Origin of the sequence: Yoonia vestfoldensis DSM 16212, from assembly GCF_000382265.1 — a bacterium.
Taxonomy (GTDB): Bacteria; Pseudomonadota; Alphaproteobacteria; order Rhodobacterales; family Rhodobacteraceae; genus Yoonia; species Yoonia vestfoldensis.
The window spans coordinates 1-24170 of sequence record NZ_KB907999.1 but is presented as its reverse complement, the minus strand read 5'-3'; the positions used below and the strand labels follow the sequence as shown (position 1 = coordinate 24170).

General features: G+C 59.7%; 27 protein-coding genes. 13 read left to right on the top strand and 14 right to left on the bottom strand.

Going from position 1 to position 24170, the window contains the following annotated elements:
* From H147_RS21455 to H147_RS0118025, 13 genes are all read right to left on the bottom strand, one after another.
* Positions 1-203: transposase (locus H147_RS21455; RefSeq protein WP_019956610.1), on the bottom strand; the 203-nt coding region annotated here is incomplete at its 3' end.
* A gap of 251 nt (positions 204-454) precedes the next feature.
* Positions 455-1726: a rhamnan synthesis F family protein gene (locus H147_RS0118080; RefSeq protein ID WP_245541183.1), complete on the bottom strand. Its 1272-nt coding sequence runs from the start codon at positions 1724-1726 to the stop codon at positions 455-457.
* A gap of 466 nt (positions 1727-2192) precedes the next feature.
* A complete protein-coding gene (gene rfbA, locus H147_RS0118075; RefSeq protein WP_019956805.1) occupies positions 2193-3062 on the bottom strand; it encodes a glucose-1-phosphate thymidylyltransferase RfbA in 870 nt (289 codons plus the stop codon).
* Positions 3059-3919 carry a dTDP-4-dehydrorhamnose reductase gene (gene rfbD / locus H147_RS0118070; protein ID WP_019956804.1) on the bottom strand — a complete coding sequence of 287 codons (861 nt, stop codon included), beginning with the start codon at positions 3917-3919 and terminating at the stop codon, positions 3059-3061. Before rfbD ends, rfbA begins: the two co-directional genes overlap by 4 nt.
* A complete protein-coding gene (gene rfbB, locus H147_RS0118065) occupies positions 3916-4965 on the bottom strand; it encodes a dTDP-glucose 4,6-dehydratase (RefSeq protein ID WP_019956803.1) in 1050 nt (349 codons plus the stop codon). The genes rfbD and rfbB overlap by 4 nt, the downstream gene beginning before the upstream one ends.
* Positions 4962-5528, bottom strand: coding sequence for a dTDP-4-dehydrorhamnose 3,5-epimerase (rfbC, locus tag H147_RS0118060; RefSeq protein WP_019956802.1), 567 nt, complete (start codon positions 5526-5528; stop codon positions 4962-4964). Before rfbC ends, rfbB begins: the two co-directional genes overlap by 4 nt.
* 248 nt (positions 5529-5776) lie before the next feature.
* The gene (locus H147_RS0118055; RefSeq protein WP_019956801.1) at positions 5777-7495 is read right to left on the bottom strand and encodes an ABC transporter ATP-binding protein; all 1719 of its coding nucleotides are present in this window, start codon (positions 7493-7495) and stop codon (positions 5777-5779) included.
* 451 nt (positions 7496-7946) lie between these two features.
* Positions 7947-9119 (bottom strand): trypsin-like serine peptidase, encoded by a 1173-nt coding sequence (locus H147_RS0118050; RefSeq protein WP_019956800.1) that lies wholly within the window; start codon positions 9117-9119, stop codon positions 7947-7949.
* Positions 9120-9399: 280 nt separating this feature from the next.
* Positions 9400-10032, bottom strand: coding sequence for a hypothetical protein (locus H147_RS0118045; protein WP_019956799.1), 633 nt, complete (start codon positions 10030-10032; stop codon positions 9400-9402).
* Positions 10011-10337 (bottom strand): hypothetical protein, encoded by a 327-nt coding sequence (locus H147_RS0118040; protein WP_019956798.1) that lies wholly within the window; start codon positions 10335-10337, stop codon positions 10011-10013. The genes H147_RS0118045 and H147_RS0118040 overlap by 22 nt, the downstream gene beginning before the upstream one ends.
* Positions 10338-10434: 97 nt before the next feature.
* Positions 10435-11172 (bottom strand): helix-turn-helix transcriptional regulator, encoded by a 738-nt coding sequence (locus H147_RS0118035; protein WP_019956797.1) that lies wholly within the window; start codon positions 11170-11172, stop codon positions 10435-10437.
* A gap of 406 nt (positions 11173-11578) precedes the next feature.
* A complete protein-coding gene (locus tag H147_RS0118030) occupies positions 11579-12595 on the bottom strand; it encodes a 5-oxoprolinase subunit C family protein (RefSeq protein ID WP_019956796.1) in 1017 nt (338 codons plus the stop codon).
* On the bottom strand, positions 12595-13344 hold the full coding sequence (locus H147_RS0118025) for a 5-oxoprolinase subunit B family protein (protein WP_026352680.1): 750 nt from the start codon (positions 13342-13344) through the stop codon (positions 12595-12597). Before H147_RS0118025 ends, H147_RS0118030 begins: the two co-directional genes overlap by 1 nt.
* Positions 13345-13493: 149 nt before the next feature.
* Here H147_RS0118025 and H147_RS0118020 point away from each other — a divergent pair, with 149 nt between their 5' ends.
* The 13 genes from H147_RS0118020 to H147_RS20090 all read left to right on the top strand — a co-directional run bounded on the left by H147_RS0118020 (position 13494) and on the right by H147_RS20090 (position 23927).
* Complete coding sequence (locus H147_RS0118020; RefSeq protein WP_019956794.1) at positions 13494-14465, top strand: TRAP transporter substrate-binding protein; 972 nt, start codon at positions 13494-13496, stop codon at positions 14463-14465.
* Between the two features lie 61 nt (positions 14466-14526).
* On the top strand, positions 14527-15081 hold the full coding sequence (locus H147_RS0118015) for a TRAP transporter small permease (RefSeq protein ID WP_019956793.1): 555 nt from the start codon (positions 14527-14529) through the stop codon (positions 15079-15081).
* A gap of 1 nt (position 15082) precedes the next feature.
* Positions 15083-16387, top strand: a complete 1305-nt coding sequence (locus tag H147_RS0118010) for a TRAP transporter large permease (RefSeq protein ID WP_019956792.1) — start codon at positions 15083-15085, stop codon at positions 16385-16387.
* Positions 16357-16911, top strand: a complete 555-nt coding sequence (locus H147_RS20095) for a winged helix DNA-binding protein (RefSeq protein WP_019956791.1) — start codon at positions 16357-16359, stop codon at positions 16909-16911. Before H147_RS0118010 ends, H147_RS20095 begins: the two co-directional genes overlap by 31 nt.
* Before the next feature lie 620 nt (positions 16912-17531).
* A complete protein-coding gene (locus tag H147_RS0117995; RefSeq protein WP_026352676.1) occupies positions 17532-18812 on the top strand; it encodes a ParA family protein in 1281 nt (426 codons plus the stop codon).
* Positions 18782-19054, top strand: coding sequence for a hypothetical protein (locus H147_RS21285; RefSeq protein WP_211216606.1), 273 nt, complete (start codon positions 18782-18784; stop codon positions 19052-19054). The genes H147_RS0117995 and H147_RS21285 overlap by 31 nt, the downstream gene beginning before the upstream one ends.
* Before the next feature lie 105 nt (positions 19055-19159).
* Positions 19160-19846: a response regulator transcription factor gene (locus H147_RS0117990; protein WP_026352675.1), complete on the top strand. Its 687-nt coding sequence runs from the start codon at positions 19160-19162 to the stop codon at positions 19844-19846.
* Positions 19839-20552 (top strand): sensor histidine kinase, encoded by a 714-nt coding sequence (locus tag H147_RS0117985; RefSeq protein ID WP_019956787.1) that lies wholly within the window; start codon positions 19839-19841, stop codon positions 20550-20552. Before H147_RS0117990 ends, H147_RS0117985 begins: the two co-directional genes overlap by 8 nt.
* A 304-nt stretch (positions 20553-20856) precedes the next feature.
* Positions 20857-21084, top strand: coding sequence for a hypothetical protein (locus H147_RS0117980; protein ID WP_019956786.1), 228 nt, complete (start codon positions 20857-20859; stop codon positions 21082-21084).
* A complete protein-coding gene (locus tag H147_RS0117975) occupies positions 21081-21680 on the top strand; it encodes a hypothetical protein (protein WP_019956785.1) in 600 nt (199 codons plus the stop codon). The genes H147_RS0117980 and H147_RS0117975 overlap by 4 nt, the downstream gene beginning before the upstream one ends.
* A 197-nt stretch (positions 21681-21877) precedes the next feature.
* On the top strand, positions 21878-22204 hold the full coding sequence (locus H147_RS0117970; RefSeq protein WP_162561708.1) for a hypothetical protein: 327 nt from the start codon (positions 21878-21880) through the stop codon (positions 22202-22204).
* A gap of 45 nt (positions 22205-22249) precedes the next feature.
* Positions 22250-22441, top strand: coding sequence for a hypothetical protein (locus H147_RS0117965; RefSeq protein WP_019956783.1), 192 nt, complete (start codon positions 22250-22252; stop codon positions 22439-22441).
* A gap of 37 nt (positions 22442-22478) precedes the next feature.
* A complete protein-coding gene (locus H147_RS20090) occupies positions 22479-23927 on the top strand; it encodes a DUF4114 domain-containing protein (protein ID WP_019956782.1) in 1449 nt (482 codons plus the stop codon).
* A 109-nt stretch (positions 23928-24036) separates the two neighbouring features.
* Here the strand turns inward: H147_RS20090 and H147_RS20700 are convergent.
* The coding region (locus H147_RS20700; protein WP_245541184.1) for an ATP-binding protein at positions 24037-24170 on the bottom strand (134 nt) is incomplete at its 5' end.

Here is a 24170-nt window from a genome sequence, read left to right as displayed (position 1 = left end):
TCTTCATCGATCAACGGCGCTTTGCGGCTGCCGCGCTCAAAAACGCCCGATGCGCCATCCAGCAGCGCACGTTTCCATTGGTTGATCATTGTTGGATGCACGCCGAACCGGCTCGCCAACTCCGACACGGTCGCCTCGCCTTTCAGCGCTTCCAGCGCCACCTTCGCTTTGAACTCAGGGGCATGCTGCTTTCGTTTCGACATCTTCGATCTCCTTCGTGGTGAAGATCAGCAGACAGCAAATCCGAGCTTACGTCATTGTCCAGTTTTCGGGGACCACCTCAGTTGTTTGTTGATCCTGCTGCGCAGCAGCAAGCGTTTTCTCCAGGATAGTGGTGTTGTCGACGGTCTTGTCCACTGGTTCCGCCCTTGCACAAGATGCTTTCAGGAAATGATACGAGCATCCCTGCAATTTAGGCAAGGCTTGTTCGTTGGAGCTTTGCTTGCGCGAAAAGCTACTTCCGCGCCGCGGTGATCGACCTGATCTCATCAAGAACGGCGTCGGGCGGTGCGGCCAGTTCGCCGTCGGAAAGCGCACGAAGATAGCCTTGACGCATCGCACAAAATATCGGTTCAGCGCTTTTCTTCATGAAGATTGTCCCAAATATCCTGTCATTGGCATAGGGGAAGGTGGCATTGAACCGCTTGCGGTTCACCGCACGGCGGATATGGTCAACCGCCGCAGCACGCCAACCCGTCTCTGACGGATCACGTTGCGCCAATCGCGCGGCCGCCTTTTCCAGATCTCGATCGGCGTAGGCAGCGTATCGCAAGGTCTTGATGAGGAAAGCGTCGTCCTGCGTGGCCAGATGTTCAAGAAACATGCTACGTCGGGTCAGCGCTTCGAGCCGAAGCCCGGCTTTGGTCATTCTGCGGGAAAAACCGATCTCGCCGTGCTTTATTGTGTCGGGTTTGAAATCGGTCATCTGGTATGTTTCCCAGAACTCCTGAAATGCCGGATGCTCCAGTGCTGTCTTTGTGATGAGGTAGAAGTAGCTTTCCAAATGAAAGCGTTCTGACGGATGCCCGCCCGCAGTGTCATGACGCACCTTTTCATCCCGCAAAAGTCCGACGATGTCCGCTTTTTCAGCAAGTGTTTCGAGACGCGTCATCAGATCTGGACTCATCGGCATCCAGACGCTGTCGTTCATCACGATCAATCGTTCTGGCGCCAGTTGCAGGCGTCCCAGCGCGAGAATTGCATCACGATAGCCCCCGAAATCATAGCCGAAGTTTTGTCGCTCCAGCAGGCGCCAGCATTCGGTCTGAAGCTGCTTGCGGCCCGCATCGCCCAGCGGTGTGTTCGAAACCAAAAATGGCGAATACCCTTCTGCGACGAGCCATCTGCAGGTCATCAGTGTCGAAACGGCGACACCGGCGGGCTGGTAGATCAACAAAATTGCGATCCGACCTTTCAGTGGGACGTTCCCTGCGGTCAACCGGGTGACACGTTCAAAGTTCCTGTCATGCGCCGCACGACGCGCCGGTTCTCTTAGACGTCGTGGCGTGTCAGCTATCTTTGCCGGTAGACCGAGGACCTGACCGGCCAGCCGCCTGACCTCGCGGCGGATCTTCCAAAGAGGTATCCCTGTCGGCATCGACATCCTTTCAAAGACGTTCATGTCTTTTTGTATTTTTCCTGTGCGACCAGATTGCCGGATGTATCTTCTGGATCGGATCGGCACGCCTGTCGTCACAGACCGGGAAACCGGCATCCAACGGAACATCCAGCCCGCCCGCAGAACAATGGCCGGTGATCATGCGATACCTTTGGTCATCCACTTGGCACGAACCTATGTTCAACCCAAGGTGGCAAATCCTACACACTTTGACCTGGTCAGCGACACCAGAGATCGGCCTGAGAAAAGGCAGTATCGCAGCCATCCGTGCCAGTGCAAAGCGTGGGGTTGTCGGACTCGCATCTATGCCCATCAGTGTTCCAATGCCGGTTTTTGGTCCGTTTGCCCAATAACAGGGTCGCAACACTCGCCGATTTGCTGACGTGTCCGGTCCGGGCCCCTTGTGTAATCGCATGCTGTCGACATCTTGCGATACCTTTCGTCCACCTGGTGTGCTTGCGTTTCACATCTTGTGATTGTCGGGCCTGATCCGCGAGTCTTAAGAGGCGATGAATACAATTCAAAATTGTGTCAGCCGGCGCTTGCGGCTCTTTCCAGTTCAGGATGCCTGAATTTAGTGCAGAAGTGACTTCAGGTGACGTCCATAGCCGTTCTTGTGGAATGCATCGGCCTGATTGCCGAGTTGTCCAGCGTCGATCCAGCCAGCGCGGAACGCGACTTCGTCAGGCGAGCCGACCTGAAGCCCTTGGCGCTGTGTCAAGGTCCTGACGAAATTTCCGGCATCAAGAAGGCTGCCATGCGTCCCTGTATCAAGCCACGCAAAGCCGCGACCCATGCGCTCGACTTTCAGAAAGCCATCGCCACGGTAGAGTTCAAGCAGGTCGGTAATCTCGAGTTCGCCACGCGCAGAAGGCCTTACCCGTGCCGCGAGATCGGATGCCCGCCCGTCAAGAAAGTAGAGACCCGTGACCGCATAGTTCGATGGCGCCAGATCAGGCTTTTCGATGATTGAACGGACATTGCCATCTTCGTCGAAATCAAGAACGCCATAGCGCTCTGGGTCGGTCACATGGTAACCAAAAACGGTTGCGCAATTTGCCCTTTCGTCAGCGGCGGCCAACAGGTCAGGCAATCCATGGCCAAAGAAAATATTGTCTCCGAGGATCAATGCCGAAGGTGCTCCGGCAAGAAAGTCGCGCGCCAGCAAATAGGCCTGCGCCAGCCCATCGGGTGACGGCTGCACGATCCAGGTGAATTCCAATCCCCATTGGCTTCCGTCGCCCATCAATCTTTGGAATTGCTGCTGGTCCTCGCGCGTCGTGATGATCGCGATTTCGCGGATCCCGGCCAGCATGAGGACAGACAGCGGATAATAGATCATCGGCTTGTCATAGATCGGCAGCAACTGCTTGGAGACGCCCATTGTGATCGGCCAGAGCCTGCTGCCGGACCCGCCTGCCAGGATGATGCCTTTGCGCTTCATGTCTTGTCTCCAAGGTTCAGGATGACCTCCTTGACACCACGCCGCCAGTCCGGCCGTTCGAGACCGAACGTCAGAGTGAAGGAAGCACAGTCAAGGCGGGAGTTGAGCGGTCGCACCGCCAGTGCCGGATAGTCAGAAGAAGGCAGGTCGCGGACGGCACAGTCCAAACCTGCCTGATCCATGACATGACGTGCAAGATTGGCCCAGCTTGTGTCGGGTGCGCCAGCAAAGTGATGCGTGCCACCGGGCTTTCCGCCAATCATGCCACGGGCGGCGACGAACAGGGCGTCGGCAATATCACCCGCGGGCGTCGGACCGCCGATTTGGTCGGCAATCACTGCAACCTCGTTTCTGCTCGCGCCGAGGCGCAGCATGGTCGTGACGAAATTCCCATCGTATGGCGAGAAAACCCAACTTGTCCGCAAGATCAGATGGTGTGCGCCCGTCAGGCGGATCGCGTTCTCGCCTGCCAGCTTCGAGCGTCCGTAGGCCGAAAGCGGCGCAACCGGGTCCGACGGCGCGAATGGCAATTGGCCCGCACCGTCAAAGACATAATCGGTCGAGAGATGCAGAAGCGGAATGTTCATGCGCAGGCAGGCCGCCGCCATCGCGCCTGGTGCATCGGCATTGATCGTTGTCGCACGCGCCTCGTGCATTTCGGCATCATCCACGGCGGTCCACGCTGCAGCGTTGATGACGGCATCGACATCGGACGCGAGGATCGCCGCGTGGCATGCCGCCGGATCAGACAGGTCCGCATCCCTGCGGTCAAGAAACCGGATCGTGCAATCTTGCGGGCGACGTCGCGCAAGTTCCTTCGCGACCTGTCCGGTTGTCCCGAAAACCAGCAGCCTCATGCCCGCATACCCTGTCGTCGGCCAACGCCGTCGCGGGCCAGCAGCGGGCGCCACCATGTCTCGTTGTCCAGAAACCACTGGACGGTCCGGTCAAGGCCCTGTTCCAGTGTCACTGCGGGATACCAGCCCAATTCGCTGTTCATCCGCGTCGGGTCGATCGCGTAGCGTGCATCATGGCCGGGGCGATCAGCCACCATGGTGATCTGGTCACTATAGCTGCCGCGCGCTTTTGGTTGCTTGGTGTCAAGAATGGCGCAGATCATCCGCACCAGGTCGATATTGCGCACCTCGTTATTGCCGCCGATGTTGTAGCTGCGGCCCACCTGTCCGGTCTGCAAGACGCGCAAAAGTGCGTCCGCGTGGTCTTCTACGTAAAGCCAATCGCGGATGTTTTCGCCGTTTCCGTAGACCGGGATCGGCTGCCCGGCCAGGGCGTTCAGGATGACGACAGGGATCAGCTTTTCCGGAAAATGAAACGGTCCATAATTGTTGGAGCAATTCGTCAGAACGACAGGCAGCCCATAGGTCTCATGCCAGGCCCGGACAAGATGATCCGATGCAGCCTTGGAGGCCGCATAGGGCGACCGCGGGTCATAGGCCGTGTCTTCGGTGAACTTGATGGACGGATCGGACGGGAGAGACCCGAACACTTCGTCCGTCGAGATGTGATGAAACCGAAACGCCTCGGCCTGGCCCGAGCGGGTCCAATAGGCCCTTGCGGCCTCCAGCATGTTGAAGGTGCCGGTGATATTCGTACCGATAAAGTCAGCCGGTGCGTCAATCGATCTGTCGACATGGGATTCCGCGGCAAGATGAAGAACGGCATCCGGCGCATGGATGGCAAACACCCGATCAAGGGCCGCGCGGTCGCGAATATCGGCATGCTCGAAGCTATAATTGGCCGATGCCGTCACAGACGCCAGATTGTCGAGGCAAGCAGCATAGGTCAGTGCGTCAAGGTTGACCACCGCGTGACCCCGCGCAATGGCCAAGCGCACGACAGCCGATCCGATAAAGCCGGCACCGCCAGTCACAAGCAGCTTCACGTTGCTGCCTCGTAGGTGAAAGGCGACGTGAAGTCGCTGAACTGCGGTGCTGCCGCATCCTTGGCGGACAAGACCGGGTCACCCGTCAGGGGCCAGTCGATCCCAATACCGTCCCACCGGACTGTTCCATCGCATTCCGGCGCATAATAATCCGAGCATTTGTACTGAACTTCTGTGTCTGCCTCCAAGGTGACAAAGCCGTGCAGGAACCCCTTTGGGATGAACAATTGGTGCCCGTTTTCGGCCGATAACGTCACACCCACCCATCGACCATAGCTCGGAGAGCCGTTGCGAACATCGACCGCGACATCGTAAATGGAACCACGGGTGCAGCGCACCAGCTTGTCCTGCGCCCGGGGCAGAGCCTGATAATGCATGCCGCGCAGCGTGCCTTCGTGCACGGAAAGCGAATGGTTATCCTGCACGAAGTCGGCGCTGACGCCACTCTGCGCAAGGTCCCGCTTGTTCCATGTTTCCTCGAAATAGCCGCGCGCGTCGTCAAAGCGCCGGGGCTGCACAAGGATGAGCGCTGGGATCGCCAGTGAGTTGAAAGAAATACCCATACAAAGAGATCGCTCTTTTAAGTGTGGTTGCGTGTGTACGTGAGTTTGGAAGAAACTACGTGAGTTTGGAAGAAACATTGCAACTGGGCACTCTGGTTGCGGTTAACCGAACACCGGCCAAATCACAATCTGGAATTGCGCTAGACCAGCGAGAAGAGCATCAATCCTCTCAAAACGTCAATGAGTGTGGTCAATCCTTCAGCAACCCTGCATCGCGTCCTCTTGGCGGCGATCAATACATGGCGGCCTTACTTGCCTTTGAATTGCACATCGTAAAGCTGCTTGAACTTTCCGCCCTTCGAAAGCATCGCGTCGATCGTGCCCTGTTCCACAATCTCTCCTGCCTCAAGATAGCAGATTTCGTCCGCGTTCATCACGGTCGAAAGCCGATGAGCGATGACGATGGTTGTGACGCCGCGGGTGATGGACTCGAGAGCGTCGCGCACCAACACTTCTGAATGGCTGTCAAGCGCGCTGGTCGCTTCGTCCAGCAGCAGGATCGGGGCCCGCCGCAGCACAGCCCGCGCGATGGACAGGCGCTGGCGCTGGCCGCCCGACAGGAATGATCCGTTTTCACCGATCACCGTGTCATAACCGCGTGGCATCTTTTCGATGAACTCATGCGCGTGGGCGACTTTCGCTGCGGCGATTGCTTCGTCTTCGGTCGCGTCACCGCGCGCGAGCAACAGGTTGTCCATCACTGTCCCTGCGAACAGAAACGTATCCTGTCCGACGAAAGCGATCTTTTCGCGCAGAGACGTGAAGGTCGCGGTGCGAATATCCTGCCCATCGATGCGGACGGTGCCTTCGGTCGGGTCATAGAGCCGCAGAATGAGGTTCAAAAGGGTGGATTTGCCGCCACCCGACGGGCCGACAAGGGCTGTGGTCTTGCCCGGCTGGAACATCACGTTTACGGATCGCAAGACCTGTTCATTCTCGCCATAGGCGAAACTGACATCTGACAAGGCGACCGCCCCGGGACCCGGCGCAAGCGGCATGGCATCGGGGTTTTCCAACATCGTCTGCTTGGTGTCGAGCAGACTGTACATCATCTTGACGCCGACCATGTTGCTTTCGATGACGACCCGCATCTTGGAAAGGCGCATGGCAGGTTCGTACGACATCAGAAAAGCAGTCACAAACGACATGAGTTGCCCCGGCGTCCCCGGCGCGCGGCCAAACAGATCAACCGCGCTCAGGATCACGATGGATGCGATCGCCAGACCGGCAACGATATCCAGCAATGGCATCGTTGCGGATTGCAGCTGCACGATCCGGTTGTTGCGGTCTTCGACCTGACGGACGGCGACTTCCATCCGGTTGGCCATGCTGGGCTCCAGCCCGAAAGCCTTGACCACGCGTGCGCCAAGCGAGGTTTCCTGCACCACGCGGATGATCTCGCCCAGACCGGCCATTTCCTGCTGCATCACATCCTGCACAAGCCGCAGGATGCGTTGCACCCCGTAAACCACGATCGGGGCAACGACGAGGCTGACCAGCGACAGCACGGGTTGTTGATAGAACATCACCGCGACAAGGCCGATCAGGGTCAGAAGATCGCGGATGAAACCTGCCACGATCGTATCGATGATGGCACGGGCGGCTTGGGCGCTTTGCGTCACCTTCAACAGCAACTCGGACGATTCGTTGCTGTTGAAGAACGCCACCCCTTGACCCAGCATCCGGTGGTAGATCTGCATCTGCTTTTGCGCGACAATACGGTTGCCCGCGCGTGCCATCAGCACTGCTTGTACATACATCGCAACGCCACGAAACGCGAAGACGAGCGCGACACCTGCACCGACCGCCATGACCTGACCGCGATTTTCCGGGGTGGATAATGCATCGACAATCTGCCCCATCATCCATGCCGTCGCGGCGGTCGCCGCAGCGACAAGCACCATCGCGCCCGATGCGGCAAGATATTTCCAGCGATGTTCGTGAAAGCTTTCCAGCAGCAGCCGCATGATGAGACGATCTGCGGGCAAACGGGCAAGCCATCGCTCATGCCATTTCTGTGGTTGGGCCATCTGCGCGTATCTTCTACGTTTGGTTCACGCGGTTACTAACGGGTTTTGCCGTGTTAAGCGATACCCACGCTGCACAACTATCGGCTGTGAACTGCCGATTATGCGGGTTGATGGAAAGCTCCGGACCTATCGCGATATGATGTCCCACGGCTGACAGCATCCATGGCGACAAAAGAAAGACGGATAACGCGAAATCGCAACCCGGATGAATTTCGCGAGGATCTCCCGCTTGATCAGGGAGGTGCCGATCTGGCTGGCAATTGATCCCGGTCTTGCTGCCCGGTGCGCCGGGTCGTGATCTCAGGTGAGCGTTCTTTCCTGAAAATCTGTTGCCCCAACGGGTCTTTGCCTATGCTCTTTCGCAACAAAGACGCATTGTCGCAAAAGACTAGAGCCGTGCTCGGGGGTCGAGGTCGGGGTTTTCGAAGAAAACGTTCAGACCTGCCGCGGGTGCGTAGCTTCTCCTGCCTGTCGTGCGGTCCAGTGAGCCCCCTGTCCGGCCGGACGATGCAATACCAACCGCTTCAATCCCGATCCCGCGGCCCGGCGTGATCCGCACCAGAGGGCCCCCGCTATCCCCCGGGTAGCCGGTGCAGTTGGTCCGCGCGAGATTTCCACGGCTGACGGCCTGAACGGAACACCCGACATCCAGACGCAGAAAATAGCCGGCATTCAGGTCGGCCGAATAGCCGATGGTCGTCAGGCTTTCCCCGACAACCGCCGGCGATCCAATCGGGATGAAATATTGGCTGCGTTGCGGCGTGACGAACATTGCGAAATCTTCGGCACCGCACAATCTGACGCGGTCATTGTCATCGCGTGCCCCCGGGCAGTTTTCAAACTTCAGGTTTACCAAATTCTGATAGATCGGTACCTGCACGGTCCGGCCGCGCATGAAATCACCTCCGCGTTCGGGCTGCTGCCTCTCGGCAGACATGGAATGCCCAAGGTCAAAGCAATGTGACGCGGTCGCGATGACATGTGGCCTGATAAAAAAGCCCGTACAATAGCCTCCGGTCGTATTGTTGCGTACCCTGACGATGCTGCGCGCAATGCGATGATCAGAAATAACCACCGATCTCCATTGGTTGAGTTGCACATCGCGTGCTTGTGCTGTGATCCGTGAGGCGGCGTAGTCCTGCGCGCCATTGCCGATCATGTCTGTGATCTGACCAAGTGTATCCAGCTGCGATTGCAAGACCTGCTGGCCGCGGACAGTTGTGACGTCGGCACTGCGGATCGCGGCGATACCGATACCAGCGCCCACGACCGCGCCCAGTGTCGCAATGTTGTCTGCTTGCTGGCGGGCTGCAATACGATGTCGCGCCGCACCATCGGCCAGAGTTGTCGTTGATCTGACGAACAGGGCGCGTGCTTGTTCTTCTTGGCCCGCCAGCAAACTGTCGAAAGCGGCATTGCCGTCGGCGCGCGATGCATCGACATACCGATAGTTCAAGAAATACTGGTTTCCCTGCGTCGCAGAAGCGCCTTGACCCGTACCTGTGTCGTCGCAGCCAACAAGCACACTCAAGGCGAAAAACGCCGATATCAATCTTTTCATAATACTCTCTCTGATCTGCACAAAGCTGTCTGTGGTGAAATGAAAAACGCGTTCAAGGTTGCTTGTGGATGGGCCGGTTTTCGTAGCCTGGCGACCAATGACCGGCAGGCGCCGCGTGATCTGCTCGGATCACATTGCACTGTCAGTGTTCCCCGCATGTACGGGCCGCAACGTCATGGCAGCGTGGTCGGCGCAATGATCCGCGCTGGCAACAGGCAGGCTAGGTGTCATGGGCAAAGCAGGTCCAGCTATACTGTCGATCATCCCTTCCGTGCCGTTCTCAGTCCCTGGTACTACACTGATCTATCCGCCATGCGACTGACCCGATGACGGCACTTTCTACTGAGACTGGCGAACTGCGGTTCGGATATGTGCAGACACGTGATGACGCGAACACCGGAGCCGATTGGCCGGGCCTTGCGCGCAAGGCCAGATATGACCGATAATCAAAGCTGACCTGACAACACACGAGGCTGTCACTGTCGTTGCGAATGTTCAGGCGATAGATGTATTTGCCACGATCATCCACGAAATCGCGTGATTCAACCCGCACCCCAGGGGTCAGTTCGGTGATATCGGGCGACGCAGGGCCGCCATAGGCAAAGACGGGTGGAAGATCGGTCAGGTCCGGCGATTGTGATGGTGCAGGCGTAGCCGCAGGTGCCACGGGGTCATCAGCATCGGTGCGATCCTGGTCTGTGACTTGGGTGCCCGCCTGTGCCGCATCGGACTGGCACGCGTTCTGGGCAGGTGCGAGCTTGTCTCTGGCTGCGCAGGAATAGGCCTCACCTTCTGCGCAGCCTTTCACATAGAGATCAAAAGTGAACTGGGTGAATTCGCAATCTTCGATTCCGTCTTGGGCCTGCGCTCCACCCGACAGACCAAGAAGTGTCAGCAGAACGAGCGCACGCATTCGCGCAGCCCTTCCATCGAGATTTCGAGTTCTGCGCGCTGTTCGCCGGTAGGGTCTGCCTGCGGACATTCATTGTTGAAATCGAACCAGACTTCAAAGCTCTCCAGGCTGATCTGACACTGGCGACAGACCGAGGGTTGTTGCGCAAGCTCCGCTGTGACGCGATCAAGCATGGTCTCTGCCGCAGCCATTTTTTCCGTGCAGGACTGTGCAAATGCCGGTGTGATCGTACACCCGATCAACACAAGGGCTGCAACAAACGCATTTTGGATCTTTGCCTGACGCGCTGTCCTGTCAAATGCCATGAATTTGTCTCCCGCGAAATGGCGACCGGACGCGCAAGGTCCGGACCTCGCCACCCTAGGATCGGCAAAAAGCCAAAAACAGCTATCAATATTGATATCAGAGATGGATCAGCCCGTTGCGGATGGCGATCGCAAGCGCCTGTTCCCGCGTGCGCGCGCCGAGTTTACGTCGGGCGGATTGCAGGTGCATGCTGACTGTAACATTCGCGATATTCATTTCCCAGGCGATTTCCGCAGTCTGACGCCCGGTCGAGAGCCACTGCAATGTCTCGATCTCGCGCGGATTCAGGGCCGGGCAGATGTGATAGACCGAATCAATATTTCGGGCCATGTCCTCTGGGCGGAACCACGCGGCAATGGCCCAGATGCAATTGACCAAGTCGGACCTCGTTTGCTCTGCGCGCAGGTCGCGCGCAGCGTCAGGGGTCGTTGCATAGCACACGATGCCGCCGGGCCGCGCTGCCTGCCAGCTTGGGATCAGGACAACATGTTTGATCCCATGATCAGCGAGAACGGTCCAGAGCTTGGTGTCCGGCGCGACAAGCTGACTTCGGCAGATATCATCGTGGCTGATTTCATCGCAGGTGACAGTTTCGGCGCAATGGTGCATCCATGGGTCGTGCTGATAGATTTTCTCGGCCAGATAATCCGCCATCAGCGCGGATGGCGTGGTGGATGCGACGACGACAGAGTGCAATGCCTGTCTGGGTGCTGACCCTGCCGTGATCCAGGTCGCGCCGTAGGTATGGAGCAGCTTGGCCGCCACCCGCCATCTGTCCACAGCCGAACGCGCCGACGCCAACGCTTGATGCGTCAGAATGATGTTGTTCTGCATCGGTGAAAACCATTTCACGTAAATACGCGGACATCGCGCCAACGGTCCGAGCATAGGTGCTGATCATGCGTCGATCAACAGAAAAAATGGCCATCGCCAGATGGCCGGTCGGCCAGGCGGGCTCGGTGCCTGCCGCGCGTGGTGATGCAGGATTGCCAGGATCGACGTTCAAGAACGGGTCCCGATCATGTCGCGGACCGAATACCGCACGCTGACCTTGATTTCGCAAAGCTTGAACGCACGACACGCGGGGCAGGGACATCGGCCGCGTCGGCAGGCAAACATTGCTTTTGATCTTGCCTCGGGTCGATCTGCTTGCGGTGAGCGCCCAGAGCGATGACCGGGCCGACAGCGCAATCGCGAGCAGCCACGGCCTGTCAGCATGCAATCAGATCGCCGCCTTGGCTCATGATGGATCACCGTCCAGATCGTCGCCGCGCGTCACGCCGCTGATCAACTGATAGGCCAGAAGATCGGGGATTGTGTGCGGATCACGGATCAGCGGGCGCAGATGACCCCGCAACCCGTCGCGGCGCACCAATTCGGCCAGTTCGAGCTTTACGCCCTCTTCCAGCGACACGAAGGCGAAAGTGATCGCCTCGTTCGCCGGGGTCCGCAGGAACCGCGGCAGATCGCAGGGCAAGATGGTGCCGATCCGGGGGTAGCCCCCGGTGGTCTGGCATTCACAGAGCAGAACAAAAGGCGCGCCGTCACCAGTGATCTGGATATCGCCGGGCACGACGGTTTCGGACAGGATGGCAAGCCCCGCTTTTGCACCGAACCCGCCCCCGTCAAGGACCAGCCGCTGGCCCATCCGGTTGCCACGACTATCCTTGCGAAAGGTCGTCGCGGTGAACCGCGCCAGCTCGGCATCAGCGAAAAGCGGGGTCTGCGGCGTTGCGACCAGCCGGATCGCGCCTTTGGTCGAAGGCTCTGCCGCCAGCGCAAGGCCTGCGCGCCCGGCGTCGTGGTCGCTGATCGCCAGACGGTCGCCTGCCGCGATCATCTGCCCGATCCCCGCCGCCAGATGCGCGCTTTTTGCGCCCAGCACGTCATCCGCCGCGACGCCACCGCCCAGATGCAGATAGCTGTAGCCACCCGCGCTGGCTGACAGTTCGAGCGTGCTGCCTGCGGGCAGGGCATGGCTTGCCTGCCAGACCAAGGCGTCACCGTTGCACCGCGCGCGCATCGGCACGCCGGTCAGGGCGATGCGGACGGCGGCCGTGATCTCGATGGTCAGAAAGCTTGCCGCGATCTCGATGGCGGCCATATCAGTCGATTGTCCGAGCAGCACAGCCCCTTCGCAGAGCGCAAGACGGTCGACAGCGCCGCCGCGCGACAGCCCCTGCGCAAGATAGCCAGCGCGGCCTTCGTCCTGCAGTGTCACACCGGGGCCCGCCTTTTTCACGATAATCTGGGCCATCAGCCGATCACCTCGGCGACTGCGCCACCGTTCGCGTCCTCTGCGCGCAGGGTCTCGAAGGCGTCGCGCGATACGGCGGTGAAATGCACCTCGTCGCCCGGACGCAGCAGGAACGGATCGGGGGCTTTGGGGCGGAACAGGCGCACGGCGGTCTGGCCGACATGCCGCCAGCCCGTTGGCGTGCTGACCGAGAACAGCACCATCTGCCGGATCGCAAGCGCCAGCGCGCCTTGTGGCACCTGCGGTGTCAGGTCGGATTGGCGGGGGATATTCCACACGGCCGGCAATTCACCCAGGTAAGGCTGACCGGGCGCAAAGCCGATGGTCTGCACCCGCAAAGGCGCGGCGCAAAGCGCGGCAACGGCCTGCGCGGGCGACAGACCGGCAAGGCGGGCCGCCTCCTCGAACTGGGGGGCAAGATCGGTGCCGAAAACCGCCGGCACCCGCCAGCGCCTGCGCCCTTCGGGCAATGACGCGGCATACCAATCGCGGCTGTCAAGCAAGTCGTCAAGCGTTTGGCACATCCGCGCATGATCGGCCGCTGCCAAATCGAAGCGCAGATAGACCGAAGTGAGCGATGTCGCAGTTTCTGCGATTCCGGCGATATCCGCCGTCTCGAGCGCCGCGCGATAGGCAAGCGCAGCGCGGTTCGCGGGTTCTGACAATTGCGCGCCGAACGATACGAGAAACCCGTCGACGCCCAGCGTACTGACAAGCGGTCGCGATCGCTGTGCAGGTTCGGTGGTCATGATCACACCGTTGCCATTTCTTTGTGCATTTCCGTCGCCTGTGACCACATCAAAAACTCCCAATCATATTTTTGTTGACGATTTGCCGACATACTGTCAACGTTTAATCGATATCACGCCAGAATGATCAAAACCAAGGGAGTTCAAGAATGAAGCATTACATCACCGCCGCAGGATTTGCCGCCGCACTGGCCGCTACACCCGCAATGGCCCAGACGAACTGGGATATGCCGACGCCTTATGGCGACGCCGTGTTCCATACCCAGAACATCACCGCCTTCGCGGACGAAGTGCGCGCGGCGACGGGCGGGTCGCTCGATATCACGATCCATTCCGCCGGATCGCTGTTCGCCCATGGCCAGATCAAGGATTCAGTCCGGCGCGGTCTGGCACCCGCAGGCGAAATCCTGATGTCGCAGCTTGTGAACGAAAACCCCGTCTTCGGGGTGGACAGTATCCCGTTCCTTGCCGCCAGCTATGACGAGGCAGCGGCGCTTTGGTCCGCCTCGCGCGGCGATGTTGCGGCGGCGCTGGAAGATCAGGGGCTGACGCTCTTGTTCTCGGTGCCATGGCCGGGCCAGTCGTTTTTCCTGCGCGAAGAAGTGACCGACCCCGCCCAATTGCAAGGCGTGACCTTCCGCGCCTACAACAATGCCACCGAACGCATGGCGCAGCTTCTGGGGATGATCCCGACGCAGGTCGAGGCGGGCGATATTCCCACCGCGTTCAGCACAGGACGCGTGGCCTCGATGATCACATCGCCGTCGACGGGCGTATCCTCGCAGGCGTGGGACTATACCAGCCACTATATCGACGTGCAGGCCTGGCTGCCCAAGAACATGGTCTTTGTGAACACCGATGCGCTGAACGCGCTGACCGATGACGAACGCGCCGCCGTGCTGGCCGCCGCCGAAGCCGCAGAGGCCCGCGGCTGGGAGATGTCGCGCGCCGAAACCGCAACCCAGATCGCGGCACTTGAGGCGGCAGGCATGACGGTGATGCAGCCGTCGGACGCCTTGTCCGCGCGTCTGGCCGAGATCGGAGAGATCATGGCCGCCGAATGGCTGGATGGCGCCGGCGATGCCGGGGCGGCGGTGCTCGACACCTACCGCGCCAACTAGGCCGGATCGGGCAGGGCCACGCGCCCTGCCCTTTTTTTATCCATCAAACGAGGGGGCGCAGATGCGCAAGGTCCTGGACGGTCTTTATTCTGCCGCGCTGACGATCGCCTGTCTGGCGATGGTCGCCATCGCGGCGCTGGTTCTGGTGCAGATCCTTGGCCGTGTGCTGGATCGCGCCATGATCATCGCGGGCGCTGTGCCTTACGGTTTCAGCATTCCATCGCTGTCGGATTTCGGGGGCTTCCTGTTCGTGGCCTCGGCCACGCTTGCGCTGCCTGCGACACTGCGGTCGGGCGGCCATGTCCGTGTCAGCCTTTTGCTGGGTGTGGGTGGACCGCGTCTCCAGCGCGGGCTCGGCATTGCCGTGCTGTCCGTGGCACTGGGGCTTGCGGGTTTTGCGACGTGGCACGCGGGGGCGCAGGCGCTGGATTCATGGCAGTTCGCTGCCGTATCCTTTGGCATGGTGCAGGTTCCGTTGTGGATCCCGCAGGGGGTGATGACGCTGGGCTTTGCCCTGCTCCTAATCGCACTGGCCGACGAGTTGGTCACAGCGCTGCGCGGTCAGGACCCGGCCTTTCAGCGGGCCGAAGACGCGCGCAGCATGGGCGGGCATTGACATGGATCTGCTGACACTTTCGATCATCCTTGTGGTGACACTGTTCGGGTTCCTGCTGGCGGGGCTTTGGGTCGGGTTTTCGCTGATGGCGGTCGCACTGGTCGCGATGGAACTGACACGTCCCGGGCTGGGTGGCGCCGTTTTCGCGACTAAGGTCTGGGGGTCGCTGAACGTCTGGGACCTGACAGCGCTGCCCATGTTCATCTGGATGGGTGAGATCCTGTTCCGGTCGCGATTGTCATCGGACCTGTTCCGCGGGCTGGCACCGTTCACGCGGCGGCTGCCGGGCGGTTTGCTGCACGCCAATATCCTTGGTTGCGCGCTGTTTGCCGCCGTGTCGGGATCATCGGCGGCGACGACAGCCACGGTCGGGCGCATGTCCCTGCCAGAGCTGAAAAAGCGTGGCTATGATCCCGACATCTCTATCGGCACGCTGGCGGGCGCGGGCACCTTTGGTTTTCTGATCCCGCCGTCGATCATCCTGATCGTCTATGGCGCCGCCACTGAACAAAGCATCGCGCGGCTGTTCCTTGCGGGCGTTTTGCCGGGGCTGATGCTGGCGGCCCTGTTTGCGGGCTACGTCATGCTGTGGGCAATCTTCAACAAGGACAAATGTCCGGCACAAGAACCCGCGCCAAGCTGGGCCGACCGCTGGGACGCGATCAAGGCGCTAGGGCCGACCGTCGCGCTGATCGTCGCGGTGATCGGGTCGATCTACGGCGGGCTTGCCTCGCCGACCGAGGCGGCGGTGATCGGCGTCGTCGGTGCGCTGATGATCTCGGGCTTCACCGGCGGGCTGGACCGCGCCAGCACCATTGCCAGCCTGCAAGGCGCCGCGATCACGACCTGCATGATCGCCTTTATCCTTGCTGGCGCATCCTTTCTGACGGTGGCGATGGGCTATACCGGCATCCCGCGATTGCTGGCCGAATGGATCGGCACACAGGGCTATTCGCAGTTCACGCTGCTGGCGGTGCTGCTGTTGTTCTTCATCGTGCTGGGGTTCTTTCTGGACGGGATTTCCATCGTCGTGCTGACCACGTCGGTGATCCTGCCGATGGTCATGGCGGCAGGGATCGATCCGATCTGGTTCGGCATCTTTCTGGTGCTCGTCGTCGAGATGAGCCAGATCACGCCGCCCGTTGGTTTCAACCTCTTCGTGTTGCAATCCATCACCGGGCGGGGCATTTTTGCCATCGCCCGCATGGCGCTTCCTTTCTTTCTTATCCTTGTCCTCGCGACAGCGATCCTGTCCATTTTCCCGGAGATTGCCCTGTGGCTTCCAAACACGATGCTGAACCGCTAGACCCGATCCGGCCCCTGCCCGATATCGGGCCGGTGGTCAGTTCGGCCCATCTGGCCAGTTCATCCTTGCCCGCCCTGTCAGAGGTCGAATTCGCGCTGACCATGGCCAACCATTCGTTTCACCGCTGGATGATGCGGTGCATGACGGCGGCGGGAATGCCGGGGCTGTCCGCGCTTGAGGTGCTGATCGTACATCTGGTCAACCACCGCGACCGGCCCAAGACGCTGGCCGACATCTGCCTTGTGCTCAATATCGAGGATACGCATCTGGCGAACTATGCGATCAAGAAGCTCGAAGCGCACAAGCTGGTCAAGACCGGGCGCAAAGGCAAGGAAAAGGCCGTGTCGATCACCGAGGCGGGCACCCAGCTTTGCGCGCGCTACGGCGAAATCCGCGAGGCGCTGGTTGTGCGGGCAGCGCGGCAGTTGGGGCATGATCCTGCGGACCTGAGCAGGATCGCGGCGGTGCTGCGCACCCTTTCTGGCGCCTATGACCAGGCAGCGCGCGCCGCTGCTGCGTTCTGAACGCCATCTACCGCCACGGTCGGCTGGAATGTTGCTTGGGGCGGTTCCGTCGCAAGGGTGCGTCCGCCTGTTAGGTGACAGCGAGGTCATCACATTCCGATAGGTTGCGCAGACCGGCGATTTTTCCCAACGAGGATGCGAAGCGTCAAGACAGATCTTCATTTGACATCTTGTCGGGGAAGACGGCGCAGCCGCTGTAAACGCGGTCCGTGCGCGGAAATGCGATCACGACAGCGACACGACGGCCGCGGCCGCGATTCCGCACGTCTGCGGGGCAAGGCGCCCACCTCTCCTCGCCCACATTTTTCGTCACATTTGCTTCGGCAAGTCACAATTCTGCATAATTATGCAAGCTCGCCATTTTCCCGAAAGGAAACATGGCATAGTCAAAGGCAAGCGGATGGCCAAGATGGTAGTCCGGATCAACTGGTGCAAGCAGCACCCACAGCCAACGGGTCGAGGTCATGACAAGTCAGCACCGCCCTTTGGGCAGCATCGTCTGCCGATGCACAATGCTTTCCCTAAGTGAGGTCGGGCAGGATCCGACGGCACTTTTTTGATGTATGATAGTGAACTGAGGGTGTTCGCTCTCAGGTTGCGAGTTTCGGTCGGAGACGATGATGTTGACTTTTGACGACCTTCGGAGCCTTCAGGCTCGTTCGCGCAGATTGCACCTTGCGGTCAGCGGCCAAGGCAGCACCGAAAGTGACGCAAAGACTCTGCGGAGGTTTTCGTCTTGGGAAGTCTGCGAACTGATCCTCGGGATCAATCAATCGACGTTTCGCGGACAGTTGGCCGCCGACCGGAGTTTCCCTCCGGGCAAGGTGGAACCCAACGGTCGCCAGCGCTGGTTTTCCTTGGCAGAGGTCAACACGCTGCGTCGCAGGTTGACGGTCAGAGGCCGGACGCTGCAACCAGACCGCCCCGCAGGCCGTGCCTTCCGCACCGCTTTTGCCAATTTTGACGCAGGGACCGGCAAGACAACGACCGCGCTGCATTTCGCACATGCCGCGGCACTGGACGGCTATCGTGTCTTGCTTATTGACTGCGATCCTCAGGCGGTGCTGTCACGATCCCTAGGCGTGACACATGTATCCCGAGAGCAGACGATCTGGGGCATCCTCGCGCGTGACCTCGTGACACAGACCGCACAGATGAATGCCGCGCAGGCCGGACATGCGTCCCATGCAGCGCCGGCATCGCTGCGCAAGCTGGGACTGGAGGATTTGCGCAACACGGACTTCATCCGCAAGACCCCTTGGTCCACGATCGATCTGATACCCAGTTGCGTTGAAGCCGCATTTGTTTCGTTCGCCAGCACGCATTATCGGCAACTTGACCGTGACTGGTCGCATTATGCCGCACTGTCGCGTTTTCTGGACCATCTGCCCAACGACGCTTGGGATCTTGTCTTTCTGGATTGCCCGCCGGGGATCGGCTTTCATTCGATCAACGCTCTTTACGCCTCTGACATGCTTTGCGTCCCAACAGCGGCCACATGGGACGACTTTGACAGTACGACTGCGTTTATCGGGCAGATTGCAGCGGTGCTGGAAGAACTGGGACAGGATACACGCGCAGCGGGGACAAGCACGCGGGCAAAGGCCTTTTGCGACATGCGCGTTCTGCTGACCCGGTTCGACAGTGACAACCCCGAACATCGTGCAACACGCGATGCTTTCGGCGCAGTCTTTGCTGACAGATTGTCGCAGAATCCGATACAATCGACGCGGGCTTTGGAACAACCCGGGCGGCTTTTGCGCTCGATTTACGAAATCGATTACCGTGAAATGACACGTGATAGTTGGCGCTCGTCGCGCGCGAATTTTGACCGCGCGTGGAGCGATTGTCATGATGCCATTCTGCCCGCATGGCGGACAATCGCGGCGATGGACGCCTAGGCGTATCGAATCACGGCGTCTTGATCGCCCAAGAATCAGCGACCAAAGCCGTCTTTTTCGAAACAATTATCATTACAGGAATCTGTCGGAAAACAATCGGGCCGATCATGCGCGATCTATCGCCGATCGCGGTGCAGTTTTCCGGCCGTCGTCGGGTGCCTGACGCTCAAAGAACAAAAAAATGCCGCAATGCGTTATTTCCGGGTTGTCACGAATCAACGTCCGCGCTCTACTTTGGGTAGTGGTGTGGGGCCGCTGTATCTCTCCGATCTGACCAGTCCCTTTTTGAGGGCCCCGCTGCGTTCAACTTTTCGTGGCCCGAGGTCACCAATCGAATGGAGAGAAATGTGCGAATTTTATTCGTCGAGGACGAGTCCGCCTTGTCGGACGCTGCCGTGCCGGTGCTGGTGGCGGGCGGTTTCACTGTCGATGTCGTTGATACGCTGGCTGATGCGATGTCGGCGGAATCGGTTTTTCCCTATGATGCGGTCTTGCTGGACCGTCATTTGCCGGACGGCGACGGGCTGCACTTGCTGCGTGACCTGCGCAAGCGCAAGCGACACATGCCTGTTATCGTGATGTCAGCCGTCCGGGCCGACCTCGCGGACCGCATTCACGGGTTGGAAGGCGGCGCCGATGATTACATGGTCAAGCCGCTGGTCCCGACCGAACTTTACGCGAGGCTGAAAGCGGTCTTGCGGCGTCCTGGTCAGCTTGAGGATGCGGAACTGCATCTGGGGGGATTGTCCTACGACACCGTTTGTCGGCAGGTCCGTATCGATGGCGAGGCGGTTTCCCTGGCACGGCGCGAAACCGATGTGTTGGAATGTCTGGTCCGTGCTGCGGGTCGCGTGGTCAGTCGCGGCTATCTGGAAGAGGCGATCTATGGGTTCAACGAAGACGTGTCGAACAACGCCATCGACGTGTCGATGCACCGTTTGCGCTGCATCCTGAAATCGCGCAGCGCGCGGGTGCAGATCGAAACTGTCCGTGGCCTTGGTTACATCCTTCGGGAGGCACCGGCGCATGTTTGATGTCTCGCTCATCCCATGGGAGGCAGTGGTCAGCCACCAGCTCAAGACGCCGCTTTGCGCGCTACAGGCGCAACTGCAACGCACCGCTGTCGATCGTTCGCGTATTCTGCATGATGTCCAGCGCATGTTGCGTCTGATCGACCAGTTGCACCTTGCGGGCCTTTGCCGGTCGGGGATGGTGCGAATGCAACAGGGATCGCTGGACGCGGCCGCAGCGACCGTGTGTGAACGATTGCTGCCGCTGGCGCTGGATCGCGGACAACGCTTTGTTTTCCGCAGGATCGGCGGGCCTGTGAGCGCAATGATGGACCGGGCGCTTGCCGAGGAAGCGATCTGCAATCTTCTGGAGAACGCGATCAAATATGCTCCGTCCGGCAGCACCATCGCGGTTGTCGTCACATCTGGCGGCACTGTCCATGTCCTGGACCGGGGTCCCGGCATCCCGCTGTCGGAAGTCACCCAGTTGTTCGAGCCCTTTCGGCGCGGTGCAGGGACCTCTCATCTGCCAGGGTCGGGCCTGGGTCTGTCGCTTGCGGCAAGTATCATGTCTGTTCACCGCGCCAGCATTGATTACCGGCCGCGTCGCGGTGGCGGGTCGTGTTTCCGGCTGAAATTCAAGCGCCCGGGGCAGTCATCTCTCGGGGGGACTGTCGTGACCCTTCAACACGGTCAGGCAGTCGCGACCTTTCGAAGGCATGGTAAATGAACGTCCGGCTGCGGCGGGCACCCTGATGCAAGGCGCCCGCCGGCTTGTTCGGACCGGCCAGAGAGAATGCACGGCCCGACAAGGCGGATGGTGGTCCAAAGCGGCCGACCATCCCGGTGTCATCACGCGACCGAGAGAGAGAACGCACGCGTGGTGACACACTGCACCCTGTTTCGCACCTGTTTCTTTCGGCGATCTGACCGTTGAACCAGCCGCACCGGAAAATTGCGTAGGCGTTTCGACAGGTTCCCGACAGGTTGGAACGTCACCTTGGGACATATTGTGGCGCGCAAGGAGCAAGGCGATGTCGGACTATCTTGCAATGATCGGAAAAGCGATCTCGGCGACCTTGGCGCTGCCTGACACGTTCTTTCGTGATCTGCCGGATACGCCGTCATTCGCGGACGCCAAGCCGCGCAAGGCCAAGAAACAGGTAAAACAGAAGTCGGCATACAAGCCCGGTAAAGGATACAAGGCGCCGGCTGGCTGGAGAATTCTCAAGGCGCCGCCGGACGGGGATCGTCAGAAATGAACACGCTGCGCGCTGCGACTTTGGCGCTTTGCCTTGCTGGCACATCGGCGATGTCCGATGCTGAGAATACCCATCAATTCATGATCATCGACCAACAGGTCGGAGACGTGCTGCGCGAATATGCCACCGCCTTTGGCCTGTCGATCAACATGGACCCGGCAATCGAAGGGCGGCTGACGAATTTCTCGGGCATCTATACGACGACCGGTTTTCTTGACGCGGTCACGGCACGATTCGGGCTTGTCTGGTATGACGACGGTGTCACCATTCACGTCAGCCCCCTGGACGAGATGAAATCGGTCGTGATTGACTTCAACGGGATGCCACCCGCCGCATTGACGGCTGCGCTGACCGATATGGGCGCCCATGATCCCCGGTTCGCATTGCGCGAAACGACGGCCGGTATCGGAATCGTCACGGGGCCGCCGCGGTATGTGGAACTTGTGGAAAACACTTTCCTGATGCTGGCCCAGCGCGACACGCCCGACGCGCCAGTACGTCCGGCACACAACATGATCGTCATCCGTGGCGAATCCGTGGTGATCTGGAACGGCACGACCACACCGGACCCCGAACCCGCCACCGGTCAGGACTAACGCAGAAGCCGTCCAGAGACGTGTCGGACTGGCGCGCTCAAGTTAAAAAACACGTAAAATCAATCATCTATCTTGGCTCCCGCAGGTTTTTTAGGGTCGTCAGTTTCTCGAAAGGTCCGGTCCCCAAAAAGGGATCACACCAGATGCTGGGCAGCACCGACAGACGCGGTGCCGGCATCCGAGAAAAGGAGATGGATATGGGACTATTCGGTGGATTTCTGAAAATCGCAGGGATCGTCGGCAGCGTCATGACCGGCAATCCTGCCATCGCCGCTGGCAGCTTTGCCTTGGCGAACAAGATCGACAAGGGCGGACAAGGCGGTTTCGATCAATTCCTGAATGCGGCAGGCGGTTTCGTCATGAGCGGCAAGTCACAAGCCTTTGCATCGACGGCGCAGAATGCGCTGCTGTCAGGATCGGTTGATTACTTCAAGCGCCGCCCCGGAGAAGACCAGCAAGCCTATCAGGCACAGGCCGCTTTTCCCGACACGGCCACCACCTACACCAAGCATCCCGGTTATTGATACCGCCCCCCCGGGCCGATGCCCGCACGCAGAAGGAGAGTTTCGATGGCAACCATTGATCAGAACACCCCGCCCAGCGCCGTCGGCCAGGCACAGACCGCGCCAGCAGAATCTGGGCCATCCGCGCCGGAACTTGACGCGTTGTGGAACATCATCATGGCGAACGCGACCAGCCTGTATCAGGAATCCTTCTCTCAGGTGCAGGAAGCGGAAAAAGACGACGACAACGAAGGATGAACTGACGGTAACCCATTAACATGAAGTGGAGAAAACGATGAGTACCACCAACCTACCAGCCGCCGATGCGGTGAACAGACCAAGCGGGGACGCGATCACGCTTGTCTTCGGGGACAACAGCCAAGTGCAGATGTCAAAATCCTTCGCGACAAAGCTCGACAAGGAAATGGACTATCTCAGCGAAAAGGCCGAGCAGCTCGAGGACCAGCGCTATACCGCGACAGATGCCTATTACGACCGCGTGGGCAATGCCGCCGACATGATGAACCGCGCATCCGTCACGTCCTATCGCGACAATGCCTTCAGCCTCGACGACAAGGGTACCGATTACATGGACGACCTTGCCGCGCTGTTCACCACGCAGCAGCGCCGCGCGGTGGATGGTGGATCGAACGGCGATGCGTCCAAGATCAAGTTCTTTGCCGACGGTTTCCGCCAGGCCTATGACAAGGCGACGGCCCCCGTGACCACAAGGACCGACAGCACATCCAGCGCGCCAAAGGACATGGACATGTCCGGCGTCAAGGAATTGCTGGCCGAGGTGAAGACAACGCAGAATTCTTCGGCCAAGTCATCCAAGCTGAGCGAGGCGATTGCCGCACTGATCGCCCAGATCCGTGGCACAGCAACCAAGACCGAAGCCAACCCGCTGCAAACCAAGATCGACGATCTGGCAGAGACGATCGGCGGGCAAAAGGCGGCCAAGACGACAGCTGCCGAAAAGGCCGCCGACACCCCGCCGCCGCCGGCCCCGACCGCGCGCAAATGGCAACCGTCGGTGTCGTATTCCGCGGGCGATTCACTGACCGTCGAGATGAAGAACGCCAAAGGCGAGTGGACCGAAGTCGATACCAAGGCCAAGGGCAACGGCAAACAGGGCAATGGCAGTCTTGCACCGATTGAGGCGGGCATGACCCCCGAAGTCCGGTTGCGCAACAACAGCACTGGACAGATCATCGACGCCAGCAGCCAGCAGATGCGGACCACGAAACAGGAAGATGGCACTGTCATCGTCCAGTTTGAAGACCGCAAGAACGGTGACAACGACTTCAACGATGCCGTCGTCACCCTGCGGCCCGGTGCCCCTGTCTCAAGCGAACAGCGGGCGGCAAAAACCGATGCCACCTCTGAAACGACGGACGCCTCAGCCGCGCTGGCCGACTTCGACGTGACGCAGTTGCTGGACCTGTTGCAGGCGCTCAGCAGCTCGATCAGCCTGATCAACAGCTCCAAGAACCTGTCCAAGGCGGACGCGGATGCGCTGTTCGAAAAGATCGGCGGCGTCGTGGAAACCATCGCCAATGCGCTGGATGCCAGCGGCGAAGGTGGTGCCGCAGTCACCCCCGAAGAAGTCGCCAGCATTCTTGAAACCGTCGGCGGCCTGAATGCCGACATCGAGGCCAAGATTGATGACAGCGGCGAAAAGAACGACGTGCTGGATGCCCTTGCGATGGGCGTGGGCAAGGTCGCGGACGAAATGGCCTGACCGGTCGTTTCGCCCATACGTGAAACCAACCAACGGTGTTGATTGTCACTGAGAACTGACCCGGCATTTTCATCGAGATCTGACCCACCCAGTCGTTATGATCTGCGTATTATGATGGCGTCAATGGTGGTGTCTCCTTTCGCTTTTTCTTGGCTGTTTCGGAGCTGGCCTTGAAGCGGTAGCTGTCATTGCCGGTTTCGAGGATGTGGCAGCGATGGGTGAGACGGTCGAGCAGTGCCGTGG